The organism is Halorubrum sp. SD612 (genome assembly GCF_002135005.1).
Genome location: NZ_NEWI01000088.1, coordinates 1 through 12,286, shown reverse-complemented (window position 1 = coordinate 12,286; position 12,286 = coordinate 1). Strand labels below are relative to the sequence as shown.

Here is a 12,286-nt window from a genome sequence, read left to right as displayed (position 1 = left end):
CGGCATACGAGGTCTAGTACGGACCCGTGGGCTCGGAGAGGTGGATAATAGACAGTAGCCGGTCCACTCGCGGAACCCCCGGCTGTTTCAGGATCCGGACGCCGCCGCCGACCCCCGCGCGGACTTCCGCGAGGCGCTGTCGACGTGGTCCGCGGTCACCGTCGAACTCCGCAACCGTCGCCGGGACGGTACTCCCTTCGCGAACCGCGTCACGCTGCGGCCGCTGTTCGGGGACGCGGGGACCGTCACGCACTGGGTCGCGGTCCAAGAGCCGGAGCCGATCGACGGGCCGGACGCGGGCGTCGAGTAAAATCGCCTCCGAACGCGCCCCTCACCGCAGCGTCGACGTGGGGACGACGGACGGGAGCACGCCCCCGCCGGTCGCGTCCTCGACGACCGCCTCGGCGGCGTGTTCGCCGCTGAGCAGGCACATCGGCATCCCGATGCCGGGGTTGGTGTACGCGCCGACGTAGTAGAGGCCGTCGACGCCGGGGGCGCGGTGGGCGGGGCGGAGCGGCCCCGTCTGTTCGAGGGTGTGCGACAGCGCCAGCGCCGTGCCACGGGGCGCGTTGAACCGCTGCCGGAAGTCGGAGACGCAGGCGGTCTCCTCGAACACGATCCGGTCGCGGAAGTCGACGCCGGCGTGTTCGGCGAGGTCGTCGAACACCAGGTCGCGGAACCGCTCGCGCGTCTCGGGGTCGTCCTCCAACCCGGCCGCCAGCGGGACGAGCAGGAAGACGGCCTCGTGCCCGTCGGGCGCCGCCTCGGGGTCCGTCTTCGACGGGACGTGGACGTAGTATGCGGGGTCGTCGGGCCACGCCGGCTCGTCGAAGATGTCGTCGAAGTGCGGCCGCCAGTCGGTCGGGAACACCAGCGTGTGGTGGTCGAGGTCAACGTCGCCCTCGACGCCGATGTACGAGAGGTACGCCGAGGGCGCGTACGTCCGCGACTCCCAGTACGACTCGCGGTCGACGGTCCCGGTCGGGAGGAGGTCGCGCTCGACGTGCGGCGGCGGCGCGTTCGCCACGACGCGGTCGAAGCGCGCCGACCGCGCCGCCGCGGTGGACTCGCCCATCGCGCGTCGCTCCGTCTCCACGGTGAACGTCGGCGTCGCCGCCGGCACCGACGGCTCGATCGCGGTCACCGGCTCGTTCGTCCGGATCGTGACCCCGAGGTCGCGCGCGAGGTCGGCCATCGCGTCGACGACGCTCGCGATCCCGCCGACCGGGTGGTAGACGCCGAGGTTCATGTCGACGTGGCTCATCAGCGTGTAGATCGCGGGCGTGTTGTACGGCGACCCGCCGAGGAACACGAGCTTGTACTCCGCGATCTGCCGGAGCTTCTCGCTGTCGAAGTAGTCGCCGACGTAGTCGTCCATCCCGCGGAGCTTCGGCAGCGCCCGCCCGGACCGGAGCACGTCGGCGTCGACCATGTCGCGCAGCCGCGACCGGCTCGGGTAGACGAACCGGTCCATCCCGAGCTCGTACGCCTCCGCGGCGTCGGCGAGGTAGTCGTCGAGCACGTCGCCCGCGCCGGACTCGTAGGACTCGAACAGCGCCTTCTGTCCCTCGCGGTCGGCCGGCATCGACGCGCGGTCGCCGTCCTTCCAGATCACCTCGTACAGCGGGTCGAGCTCGACCAGGTCGTAGTAGTCGTCCGTCGATCGCCCGAAGTGTTCGAAGAACCGGTCGAACACCTCCGGCATGAGGTACCACGACGGGCCGGTGTCGATACGGAACCCGTCGCGCTCGATCCGCCCGGCGTACCCGCCGGGGTGCTCGTTGCGCTCGAACACCGTCACATCCGCCCCGGCGTCGGCGAGGTACGAGGCCGTCGAGAGCCCGCCGAAGCCGGCGCCGACGACGGCGATCGACTCCCCGGCCAGCGGCTCGGTCGCCTCCGATAGGTCCGCGTCCGGTTGGGGTGTCATTACGTCTCGCTACGCGTCCGGGACGGTTTACCCTGCGGTCATACCATGTTAGGGGCGCCGCAGTCCCCCGGATCTCGGGGGGCCGTCAGGCGTCGTCCGCGACGCCGTCGCCTTGGAACCGCCGGGCGACGAGCGCGAACAGCCCGAGCCCGATCAGGTAGAGCCGCCACCCGCTGTTCGCGATCGGGAAGCGCCGGTCGACAGGCTCCTCGACGTCGACGTCCGGGTCGCGCGGCTGGACTGGGTTGTTGACGTGGACGGACTCGCTGGTGCCGCCCGCGCCCGCGTCGACGGTCCGCGACCCGCTTTCGGGGTCGACCCGCACGTCGACGAACGTCTGGACGAACCCGTCGGCCGTCGAGTAGACCGCCTCGCCGTCCAGCTGGAAGAACCGGTCGCGGAGCGGCCAGAACGCGTTCACCCCGTCGAGGTGGGTCCAGTCGATCGCGACGTGCGCGAACGCGTGGACGCACAGCGCGACCCACGCGACCGCGATCCACCGCGGCGAGAGCCGGTCCCGGAGCCACGACCGCTCCCGGACCCGCGTGTCGACGTACAGCGCCAGCGCCGCGACCGCGGGGAAGACGAAGTTGTGCCCGACCGTGCGGTGCGCGCCGGGCATGATCGGCCCGAGGAAGCTGTCCGCCTCCGGCAGGACAAGTACGACGACCAGGACCGCGAGCGCACGCCGGTCGTAGTAGGCCCCGAGCAGTCCCGCCGCGAGCAGCAGCGCGAACCCGGCGTGGACGACTGTCGAGGGCATTCAGCGGCTCACCCCCGCGCCTTCGCCGCGGAACCGGAACCGGACGGCGAGCGTCGCGGCCGCGGCGGCGACGACGACTAACTGCCACCCCGCCTCGACGAACCGGAACTCGCGGTCGGCACCCGGATCGAACCCCGGTCGCCCGTCGGGGTTGATCCACGAGGAGACCGGGTCGGCGACCGCCCCGCCGACGCGCTCGATCGGCAGGATCCCCGCCCCCGTCGCGCCCGGGGTCAGGAACGTCTGGACGACCCCCTCCTGAGTCGAGAACACCAATCGACCGCGGACGAGGTAGCGCGCGTCCTCCAGCGGGTAGAGGAGCGCCGCGCCCTCGCCCGCGAACAGCGCCGCGCCGACCCCGGCGACGACGAACGACGCGAGCGCGACCCACGCGACCCGAACCGCTCGGGGGCCGCCCTGCTCCCGGAGGGTCGACGCCGAGCGCAGTTCCCCGTCCCAGTAGAGCAGTCCGCCGGCGAGAAGCGGCGCCCAGACGGCGTGGAGGAGGGCGTTCGTCGCGCCGGGGACGGCGAGGCTCGCGGCGGCGTCGAGGCCGGGGAGGACCGCGGCGGCGACGACGACCGCGACCGCGCGCCGATCGAACGCGTCGCCCAGCAGCGCGGCCGCGAGCAGCGCCCCCACGGCCGCGCTCACGAGCGTCGGAGCCATGTCCGTCCTGACGCTCGGAGGCGAATAAGCGCTCCGGGCGGGTCAGTCGCGCCCGTCCCGACGGCCGTCGGCGTCGCCTCCCGTATCGCCCGCGTGCGGATCGGCGAGGTCATCGCCGAACTCGAAGTCGTCGGCGTCCGGCCCGTCCGCCTCGCTGTTCGCTCCCGCGTCAGCGGTCTCGCCCGCGTCGGCCTGTTCCCCGGCGTCGCGCACCGGGACATCGCGCTCGCGGTCGGCGGCGCCGCACGTCTCCGTTCCCCGGTCGACCGTGACGCGGTCGCCGTCGCTCGCGGCGCCGGCGTCCGTCCCGGCCTTGACGCCGAGCAGCGCGACGGCCATCAGCCGGGCGCCGCCCGCGATCAGGTTCGTCAGGTGGAGACCGCGAGCAGGCTGACGATCCCGAGCGCGGTCGCGAGGGCGGCCTCGGGCGCGGCGTCGATCGTCCAGAGCACCGGGTCACCGTTCACCTCGCCGACCCGCCGGGCGTACGGGTACCGGGCGGGGGCGGCGACGACCGGGAGGGACGCGAGCGGTCGGACGGAGACCATACCGCGGCTGGTTGCGCTCCCGACAAAAGTCGATCGCTCGGTGGGGGTTCGGGCCGTCCGTCGTCACCCCGCGGCCTACCCGAGGAAGAAGTCGATCGCGTTGTCCGACGACTGGCCCTTGTACAGCTCGGAGTAGCCGCAGTTCGCACAGGAGACGACCACGAAGCTCCGGTTCTGGACGTCGAACATCTTGGTGAGTCCCGTCCCGCTGGTGGCGATCTCGTCGGTCTCCGTCTCCGTGCCGCCGCACTTCGGGCAGCCGTCCTCGCCGCTCCCGCCGAGCGAGTCGCGGCGGTCGTCGGACCCGGACCCGTCGCCGCGGCCGCCGGAGTCGTTTCGCCGGTTTTCGCGCTCGTCATCGGCCTCGTTCTCGATCAGTTCGTCGTCGCCGAATATCGAGTACGTCTCGTCGTTGGTTTCGGAGGGCATCGGGCCCGGATCCGCGAGCGAGCGGTAAACGCCTTGTGCCCTCACCCGCCGCAACCCAACGTATATGATTGCCGGCCGCCCCGATCAGGTATGACGCGAGTCGCCGTGATCGCGGGCGTCGGCCCGACAATCGGGGCCGCCGTCGCGCGGCGCTTCCACGACGACGGGTTCGCGGTCGCGCTGCTGGCGCGCTCCGAGGAGTACGTGCGCACGCTCGCTGCGGACCTCGGCGGGGACGCCGTCGCGATCCCGACCGACGTGACCGACGACGCTGCCGTTGAGGCGGCCCTCGAACGCGTTCGCGACGAGCTCGGTCCCGCGGAGGTGCTCGTCTTGAACGCGTCGGGCGGCGGCGGGAACCCGGTCGACGACGCGAGCGCCGACCGGCTCCGCGAACTCTTCGACGTGCGCGTCGCCGGGTCAATGGCGTGCGTCCGCGCGGCGCTGCCGGACCTCCGCGAGACCGAGGGGACCGTCCTCTTCAGCGGGACGACGTTCGCGGAGCCGCCCGTGACGGCGCAAGTCGAGTGGGGAGCGGTCGCGCCGGCCGCCCGGGGGCTCGCGCTCTCGCTGGACGCGGCCCTCGACGACGTGTCCGTCACGTACGTCCGGATCGGCTCCCCCGTCCGTCCCGACGCCGGACCGACAGCGATCGACGCGACAGCCCTCGCCGCGGAGTACCGCCGCCTCGTCGACCACGAGGGGATCGCGACGCGAGAGATCGACGTTCGCAAGCGCTGAAGCGTCGCTACTCGTTCGTCGACCCGCCCGCGTCGCCGACTCCGTCGACGAGCTCGTCGGCGAGCCCGGTGTAGCCGGCGGGCGTCAGCGCCGCCAGTTCCGCGCGGACCTCGTCGTCGACGTCGAGGTCCGCGAACAGCTCCCGGAAGTCGTCGAGCGTCACCGACCGGCCGCGCGAGAGCGCCTTCACGCGCTCGTAGGCCTCGGTGTCGCCCTCGCGGCGCAGGATCGTCTGGACGGCCTCGCCGATCACCTCGGGGGTCGCGTCGAGCTCCTCGCGCATGACGCTCTCGTTCGGGACGACCGTCGCGAGCCCGTCCGCGGCCTTCGAGTAGCCGATCAGGCAGTGCGCCAGCGCGGCGCCGACGTTGCGTTTGACCGTCGAGTCGGAGAGGTCCCGCTGAAGCCGCGAGCTCGTCACGTAGTCGGCGAGGAACGTCAGGTCCGAGTTCGCCACCGAGAGGTTCCCCTCGCTGTTCTCGAAGTCGATCGGGTTCACCTTGTGGGGCATCGTCGACGACCCCGTCTCGCCCTCGACGGCCTCCTGCCCGAGGTATCGGTCGGAGACGTAGAGCCACGCGTCGAGGTCCAGATCGAGGAGGACGTTGTTGACGCCCCGCAGCGCGTCGAACAGCGCAGCGAGGTCGTCGCAGGGGTTCACCTGCGTCGCGAGCGCGGTGTGTTCGAGGTCGAGGCCGCGCACGAACGACGCGGAGAACGCCCGCCAGTCCACCTCAGGGTAGGCGGCGCGGTGGGCCGCGTAGGTGCCCGAGGCGCCCGCGAGCTTCCCGGAGAGGTCCTCGTTCGCGACGACGACCCGGCCGAGCGCGCGGCCGAGCCGCGCGGCGTACACCGCCATCTCCTTGCCGAACGTGGTCGGCGTCGCCGGCTGGCCGTGGGTGCGCGCCAGCATCGGCGCGTCGCGGTACTCGTGTGCCAGCTCGACTAAGGCGTCGCGAACCTCGCGGACCGCGGGGACGATCACCTCGCTCACCGCGGGCTTGAGCAGGAGGCGCTGCGCGAGGTTGTTCACGTCCTCGCTGGTGAGCCCGAAGTGGATCCACGGGTACAGCGACTCCGCGTCGTCGAGCGGCGCGTCGGGGCCTTCCGCGATGTCCGCCAGCCGGACGCGGAGGAAGTACTCGACCGCCTTCACGTCGTGGTTGGTCGCGTCGTACCCCGCGGCCCCCTCGGTCTCGAGGGCCTTGACCAGCCGCGCGTCCTCGGCGTCGAACGCCTCGTACACCTCGCGGAGCGCCGCCGCGGTCGCCTCGTCGAAGGCGATCGGCGTCGCGTCGAGCGCGCCCAGCCCGAGCAGGTACTCGACCTCGACGCGGGTCCGGGCGCGCATCAGCGCGGCCTCGCTCGCGTACGGGGACAGCGGCGCCGTCCGGTCTGCGTAGCGGCCGTCGAGCGGCGAGACGGCCGCGAGCGGGTCCGCCCGGGACAGCCCCGCGATGGCGTCGTCCGCCGTCGGTTCGGAGTTGTCGGTCATGTCCGCGACTGCCCGCGGCGCCAGCAAAAGCGTGTCGATAGGGTGACGCACGGACGTGGATCCGAACCGCCGTCGGGTCGCACGAGACGCCCGTTCCGATCCGCAGATGTGGATACAACAGCGGTGCGGACCGCAATCGATATACCCCATCGGTCGGACGTTCGCGTATGAAGATCGCGGGACTCGCGAGCAACCGGGGACGGAACCTCAGACACATCGCCGACGCCGCGCCCGGCGGCGCGGAGCTGTCGGTCGTCCTGACGAACCGCGAGCAGGCGCCGGTGCTGGAGGCCGCGACCGAGCGCCGGATCCCGACCGAGGTCGTCGAGCGCGAGGAAGGCGAATCGCGCGAGTCGCACGAGCGTCGGGTCGTCGAGCGCCTCTCCGACTACGACGTCGACCTCGTCTGCCTGGACGGCTACATGCGCGTGCTCACCGACGAGTTCCTCGACGCCGTCCCGACGACGCTGAACGTCCACCCCTCGCTGCTACCGTCGTTCCCCGGCACCGACGCCCACGAGCAGGTGTTGGACGCGGGCGTCCGGACGACCGGCTGTACGGTCCACGTCGTCACCGAGGAAGTCGACGCCGGGCCGGTCGTCACCCAGGAACCGATCCCGGTGTACGAGGACGACGACGCCGACTCGCTGAAGGCGCGCGTCCTCCGCGAGGCCGAGTTCGCGGCGTACCCGCGGGCAGTCCGCTGGTTCGCCGAGGACCGCGTGACCGTCGAGCGGGACGACGAGGGGAGCCCGGAGCGCGTCACGGTCGCGGGCGACGTGGGCGGCGACTTCCCGGAGCGACGCTTCGTCTCCGAGGAGCGCACCGCCACGCTGCGGTACGGCGAGAACCCCCACCAGGACGCCGCGCTGTACGTCGACGACGGCTGCGAGGAGGCGAGCGTCGTCGACGCCGCCCAGCTGAACCCCGGCGCGAAGGGAATGGGGTACAACAACTACAACGACGCCGACGCCGCGCTGAACCTCGTCAAGGAGTTCGACGAGCCCGCGGCCGCGGTGATCAAACACACCAACCCCGCGGGCTGCGCGGTCGGGTCGGACCTCGCGGACGCGTACGATCGCGCGCTTCGCACGGACGCGAAGTCCGCGTTCGGCGGCATCGTCGCGCTGAACCGCGAGTGCGACGCCGACACCGCCACGGCGGTCGCCGACTCGTTCAAGGAGGTCGTCGTCGCGCCCGGCTACACCGACAGCGCGCTCGACGTGCTCCGGGAGAAGAAGAACCTCCGCGTCCTCGACGTGGGTCCGCTCGGCGCGGGCGACGACCGCTTCTCGGAGCGGTTCACGGAGAAGCCGGTCGTCGGCGGCCGCCTCGTCCAGGAGCGCGACCGGCAGTCGCCGACCGCCGACGACCTGGAGGTCGTCACCGAGCGCGAGCCGACCGACGAGCAGGTCGAGACGATGCTGTTCGCCTGGAAGACGCTGAAGCACGTGAAATCGAACGGGATCCTCTTCGCGACGGGCACCGAGACGGTGGGCGTCGGCATGGGGCAGGTGTCCCGGGTCGACGCCGTGACGCTCGCCGCGATGAAGGCCGAGAAGGACGCGGAGGGGAAGTCCGCCGATGGCGCCGTGATGGCCTCGGACGCGTTCTTCCCGTTCCCGGACGCGGTCGAGGAGGCGGCCGACGCGGGCATCGAGGCCGTCATCCAGCCCGGCGGCTCCGTCAACGACGAGGACGTGATCGCCGCCGCCGACGAGCGCGACATGGCGATGGCGTTCACCGGGTCGCGCTGCTTCCGGCACGATTAGGGGTCACCCCTCCCAGTCGCTCGGGACGTACTGCTCGAACTCGGGCTCGGGCGAGCGGGCGAGCGGACGGAACGCCCGCTCCCCGTCGACCCGGAACTCCTCGATCCGCGACTGTCCGGGGCCGGTGAGGTAGCCGACGTAGGACATGGCCCGCGCGTACGCCACGTCGTGCCGAGCGGGGTTGACCGGGATGACGGCGTACTCGTTCCGCAGCAGCGGCGGCGGGTCGTCGATTCCGGACTCGACGTGCCGCGCCAGGACGCCGTCGTCGCCGACGGCGAGGAAGGTGCCGCGGTCGACGAGGGTGTACGCGCCCGACTGCCGGGCGGTGGTCAGCGTCTCGCCCATCCCTTGACCGGTCTCGCGGTACCACTCGCCACCGGGACTGAGCCCCGCCTCGTCCCAGATCCGGAGCTCGCGGATGTGCGTCCCCGACCGGTCGCCCCGCGACAGGAACGTCGCCTCCGTCTCGGCGATCGCCCGAAACGCCGCCAGCGGGTCGCTTCCGGCGGCACCCGCCGGGTCGTCGGGCGGGCCGACGAGCAGGAAGTCGTTGACCATCACCCTGCGCCGGTTGATCCCGTGCCCCTCGGCGATGAACTCGTCCTCCAGCGGCCGGGCGTGGACGAGCACCACGTCGCAGTCCCCGTCGCGGGCGGTGCGGAGCGACGCGCCGGTCCCGCGCACGACCGCTTCCACGGACGCTCCGAACCGGTCTGCGTACCCGCGGTTCAGCACGGGGAGCAGCCCGCTGTCGTACGCCGTGGTGGCGGTGGCGAGCGTCACCGAGCCGCGGCGGGCGGCGGGCTCCTCGGTCTGCTCCGCACAGCCCGCCAGCGAGGCGACACCGCCGAGACCGAGCGCCCGCACGTACTGTCGACGACGCATACGAATGTAGTCGAATTCGTCTACGCTTTCGTATTAAGCAACCGGAAGTTGTTACAGTCTGAGAACCTGCGCGCCCCGGGTCGGCACCGCGGGACCCTGTCGTTGTACCGTGTGCGACCCGCGATGCCGATCGGGTCGGACGGGCGTCCCGGCGGAGAGGACACCCGCCGCGCCCGCCTTTCGTATCGAAACGCTGAAACGATAACCCCACGCGGACCGCCGGATCTGCGCCGCTTTTCTCTCCCAGTCTCGTTATCTCCGGACGGAGACCACCGTGGCGCAGTTCGGCAACTCGGTACGGCTGCTCGGAGACCGCGAGTTCGCGGCGCTCGCCGGGACCGCGTTCGCCCGCAGTCAGGCGTACTCGACGATCCTCATCGCCCTCGCGCTGTACGCCGACCTGTTCGGGACCACGGGGTTCATCGAGGGGCTGTTCGGCACCGCATTCGCCGTCGTCCAGCTCGTCATCGTCCTCCCCTTGGGCCGGTGGGTGGACACCGGCAACGCGAAGCGGTGGCTGCTCGGCGGCTTCCTAATCAACGTCGGCGTCTTCGTCGGCTTCGCGCTGGTCGACAGCTCCGTTCACATCATCCTCGTGCGGATGGTCCAGGGGCTCGGCGCGAGCGTCCTCTGGATCACGGGCGCGACGGTGATCGGCGAGATCAGCCCCGACGACGAGCAGGGTCGCTGGCTCGGCTCGTACAACCAGTTCGCCTCTTTCTCGTCGCTCGCGGGCGACCTGGTCGGCGGCTACCTCCTGTACGCCTACGGCTTCTCCGAGACGTACGTCGTGTTGACCGCCGTCACGCTCGCCGCGTTCGTGCTGGTGTTCGCGTTCCTGCGCGACAACCCCGGCGGCCGGAAGGACCCCGAGGACGCCGGCGGGGTCGAGACGTTCCGGTCGCTGCTCGGCCTCCCGATGCTGCGCGCGCTCGTCTTCTTCCGGTTCACGTTCAGCGTCGGCAAGATGGCGGTGATCATCTTCCTCCCGATCTACGCCCGGACGACGTTCGGCATCTCCGCGTTCGCCATCGGCTGGATCATGGCGGGCGGGAAGGCGACGAAGGCGCTCACGCAGGGGTTCGTCGGGGACCTCACCGACCGCTACGACCGCACCTACCTGTTCGTCGCGGTCGGCGCGCTCCTGTACGGGGTCGGCACGGCCATCATCCCCCTCGCGGCGTACTTCGACGGGACCGTCGCGCCGGTCACCGTCTCGTACCTCGGCGACTCCCAGACGCTCGGCGGGGCCTTCTTCGCGCTGTTCGCCGCCTACTCGCTGCTCGGGGTCGCCGACTCGATCCGGCTGCCGGCGAGCATGTCGCTGTTCGTCGACGAGGGGGAGGCGTACGACTCCGTCGCGAGCGCGATGAGCCTCCGTTCCGTCTCGTGGAAGGTCGGACAGGTCGTCGGGCCGGTGCTCGTCGGGACCACGATGGACTGGACGACCACCGAGACCGGGTTCCTGCTCGCGGCCGGCTTCATCGCGTTCGCGACCACCGGGTTCGCGTGGCAGGCGCGCGGGGCGCACCGCGCGGCCCGAGATCCGGGTCCGGCCGCGCCCGGCGACGACTAACTTCGCCTCAGAGCGTGTAGTCGTGATCGCCCGTCTCGGACTCCAAAAAGGCCGTCAGCAGGTCGACCGTCGCCTCCACGTCGCCGCCGTCGGCCGTCTCGGTGACGGTGTGGAGGTACCGCGTCGGGATCGATATCGCGCCCACGGGCTTCGCGCCCGCCGTGTTCTGGAACCCCGCGGTGTCGGTGCCGCCCGCGGGCAACACCTCGTGCTGGTGGTCGATCCCCTCGTCCTCGGCGACCTCCGTGAGTCGGCTGTGGACCTTCGGGCTGGCGATCACCGAGGAGTCTTTCAGCTTCACCGCTGTCCCCTCGCCGAGGTCGGTGACGGCGTCGGCCGGGTCGCCCACCTGCGGCACGTCGTTGGCGACGGTGACGTCGAGAGCGACGGCGAGGTCCGGGTCGATGTCGACGCCGAGCGCCTTCGCACCCCGGAGCCCGACCTCCTCCTGGACGGTCGCCGCGAAGTGGATCGTCACGGCCGGGTCGTCGATCCGGCGGGCGGCCTCCAGCATCGCGAACACGCAGATCCGGTCGTCGAGCGCCTTCCCGGTGACTCGGTCGCCCATACGCGTCGTGGTCTGGTCGAGGGTGACGAGGTCGCCGACGCTCACCGACTCCTCGACCGCCTCCGCGTCGCGCCCGAGGTCGATGAACACGTCCTTCACCTCGTCGTCCTTCTCCCGCTGCTCCTCCGTGAGCGTGTGCGGCGGGACGGAGCCGATGACGCCCGTCAGGTCCTCGTCGCCGTGGACGGTGACGCGCTGTGCGCGCAGGACGCGGGCGTCGAACCCGCCGAGGGGGTCGACCTGGACGAACCCCTCGTCGGTGACGTGCCGGACCATGAAGCCGATCTCGTCCATGTGGGCCGCGACCGCGACCGAGTAATCCGAGTCGCCTTCGATCGTCCCGACGACGTTTCCCATCGCGTCGGTCCGGACGTGGTCGGCGCTGTCGACGAACTCGCGGCGGACGATGTCGCGCACGTCGTCCTCGTAGCCCGGGACGCCGCGGGCCTCGGTCAGCTCTCGGAGCAGGTCGAAGTCGAAGTCGAACTCGCGCGCCATGCGCCCACCTGACGCGCCAGCGACAAAGGTCCGCAGGATCCGGCACGACCGTCGGCCTTCGGGACCGCTCCACCGGTCGACCCCGCCGCGTCGGCGAGCGCGCATCCGACAACCCTAAATACGTTTATCGTTGTTCCGCAACCCTTTTGCGGTCGCTCTCGGGATGTCGTGTGTATGAGCGACGTGAAAGCGGAACTCCGCGAACAGTTCATGGACGCCTTCGGCGGCGCAGACTTCCCCGTCGAGAACCAGATGGACCTCGTCCCGGCCCTCCCGGACGGTCCGGCGACGAAGTTCGAGGCCGGCGACGTGAGCTTCACCGCGATGGAGATGGCGGCGAAGCTCGGCAGCGAACAGGAGTTCCCCTACGACGACGCCGAGTCGCTCGTCGACGACATCATCGACGGGC

General features: G+C 71.4%; 13 protein-coding genes and 1 pseudogene. 5 read left to right on the top strand and 9 right to left on the bottom strand.

Annotation, left to right across the window (positions count from 1 at the left end; translation table 11 throughout):
* Positions 1–61: 61 nt before the first annotated feature.
* Positions 62–310: pseudogene (locus B9G38_RS10805) on the top strand (PAS domain-containing protein); the annotation flags it as partial.
* Positions 311–331: 21 nt separating this feature from the next.
* Here the strand turns inward: B9G38_RS10805 and B9G38_RS10800 are convergent.
* From B9G38_RS10800 to B9G38_RS10775, 6 genes are all read right to left on the bottom strand, one after another.
* Complete coding sequence (locus B9G38_RS10800) at positions 332–1,930, bottom strand: NAD(P)/FAD-dependent oxidoreductase (protein ID WP_086220376.1); 1,599 nt, start codon at positions 1,928–1,930, stop codon at positions 332–334.
* 85 nt (positions 1,931–2,015) lie between these two features.
* Positions 2,016–2,693 (bottom strand): metal-dependent hydrolase, encoded by a 678-nt coding sequence (locus B9G38_RS10795; RefSeq protein ID WP_086220375.1) that lies wholly within the window; start codon positions 2,691–2,693, stop codon positions 2,016–2,018.
* Positions 2,694–3,362 carry a hypothetical protein gene (locus tag B9G38_RS10790; RefSeq protein ID WP_086220374.1) on the bottom strand — a complete coding sequence of 223 codons (669 nt, stop codon included), beginning with the start codon at positions 3,360–3,362 and terminating at the stop codon, positions 2,694–2,696.
* Positions 3,363–3,404: 42 nt separating this feature from the next.
* Positions 3,405–3,701 carry a hypothetical protein gene (locus B9G38_RS10785; protein WP_086220373.1) on the bottom strand — a complete coding sequence of 99 codons (297 nt, stop codon included), beginning with the start codon at positions 3,699–3,701 and terminating at the stop codon, positions 3,405–3,407.
* Positions 3,702–3,730: 29 nt separating this feature from the next.
* Positions 3,731–3,910 carry a hypothetical protein gene (locus tag B9G38_RS10780; RefSeq protein WP_086220372.1) on the bottom strand — a complete coding sequence of 60 codons (180 nt, stop codon included), beginning with the start codon at positions 3,908–3,910 and terminating at the stop codon, positions 3,731–3,733.
* Between the two features lie 75 nt (positions 3,911–3,985).
* A complete protein-coding gene (locus B9G38_RS10775) occupies positions 3,986–4,339 on the bottom strand; it encodes a zinc ribbon domain-containing protein (RefSeq protein ID WP_086220371.1) in 354 nt (117 codons plus the stop codon).
* A 90-nt stretch (positions 4,340–4,429) separates the two neighbouring features.
* Between B9G38_RS10775 and B9G38_RS10770 the strand changes: the two genes are divergently transcribed.
* Positions 4,430–5,080: an SDR family oxidoreductase gene (locus B9G38_RS10770; RefSeq protein ID WP_086216223.1), complete on the top strand. Its 651-nt coding sequence runs from the start codon at positions 4,430–4,432 to the stop codon at positions 5,078–5,080.
* Positions 5,081–5,087: 7 nt separating this feature from the next.
* Here B9G38_RS10770 and purB read toward each other — a convergent pair whose 3' ends face one another.
* Entirely contained in the window at positions 5,088–6,575 is a 1,488-nt protein-coding gene (gene purB, locus B9G38_RS10765) for an adenylosuccinate lyase (RefSeq protein WP_086220370.1), read from the bottom strand.
* A gap of 167 nt (positions 6,576–6,742) precedes the next feature.
* Between purB and purH the strand changes: the two genes are divergently transcribed.
* Positions 6,743–8,347, top strand: coding sequence for a bifunctional phosphoribosylaminoimidazolecarboxamide formyltransferase/IMP cyclohydrolase (gene purH, locus B9G38_RS10760; RefSeq protein WP_086220369.1), 1,605 nt, complete (start codon positions 6,743–6,745; stop codon positions 8,345–8,347).
* A 3-nt stretch (positions 8,348–8,350) separates the two neighbouring features.
* On the opposite strand, the gene B9G38_RS10755 is transcribed toward purH, so the two are convergent.
* On the bottom strand, positions 8,351–9,235 hold the full coding sequence (locus tag B9G38_RS10755) for a substrate-binding domain-containing protein (RefSeq protein WP_086220368.1): 885 nt from the start codon (positions 9,233–9,235) through the stop codon (positions 8,351–8,353).
* 274 nt (positions 9,236–9,509) lie between these two features.
* Here B9G38_RS10755 and B9G38_RS10750 point away from each other — a divergent pair, with 274 nt between their 5' ends.
* Positions 9,510–10,811, top strand: coding sequence for an MFS transporter (locus B9G38_RS10750; protein ID WP_049931080.1), 1,302 nt, complete (start codon positions 9,510–9,512; stop codon positions 10,809–10,811).
* 7 nt (positions 10,812–10,818) lie between these two features.
* Here the strand turns inward: B9G38_RS10750 and B9G38_RS10745 are convergent, their stop codons facing one another.
* Positions 10,819–11,877, bottom strand: a complete 1,059-nt coding sequence (locus B9G38_RS10745; RefSeq protein ID WP_086220367.1) for a M42 family metallopeptidase — start codon at positions 11,875–11,877, stop codon at positions 10,819–10,821.
* 174 nt (positions 11,878–12,051) lie between these two features.
* Here B9G38_RS10745 and B9G38_RS10740 point away from each other — a divergent pair.
* The coding region (locus tag B9G38_RS10740) for an MTH865 family protein (protein WP_086220366.1) at positions 12,052–12,286 on the top strand (235 nt) is incomplete at its 3' end.